The 400-nt window shown below is 55.2% G+C and carries 1 protein-coding gene; it reads left to right on the plus strand.

What is annotated here, in order from left to right; genetic code table 11:
- Positions 1–400 (plus strand): condensation domain-containing protein (locus HFD99_RS25010; RefSeq protein ID WP_185157166.1); only part of this gene is annotated, 400 nt, incomplete at both ends.

Genomic DNA, 400 nt, shown 5'->3' on the forward strand with positions numbered 1-400 from the left:
ACGCAGGATAACTTCTTCGAGCTGGGCGGCGATTCGATCAAAGCGCTGCAAGTATCGTCCCGCTTGCTACAAGCAGGCTATCGACTGGAGATGAAAGACCTGTTCAGCCATCCAACGGTGTCTGCATTGGCGCCGAAAGTCCAATCCGTTACCCGATTGGCGGATCAAAGCGAAGTGGTGGGCGCGGTGAAGCTGACACCCGTTCAACACTGGTTCTTGGAGCAAAACCTGGCGGATGCTCATCATCACAACCAGTCCATCATGCTGCATAGCAAGGATGGTTTTGATGAAGCGGCACTGCGCACAGCGATGGACCACATCGTTAGCCATCACGATGCACTGCGGATCGTTTTCCGTCCTACCGAACACGGGTATGAAGCCTGGAACCGCGCCATTGGCG

The organism is Paenibacillus sp. EKM301P (assembly GCF_011800295.1).
Taxonomy (GTDB): domain Bacteria; phylum Bacillota; class Bacilli; order Paenibacillales; family Paenibacillaceae; genus Paenibacillus; species Paenibacillus polymyxa.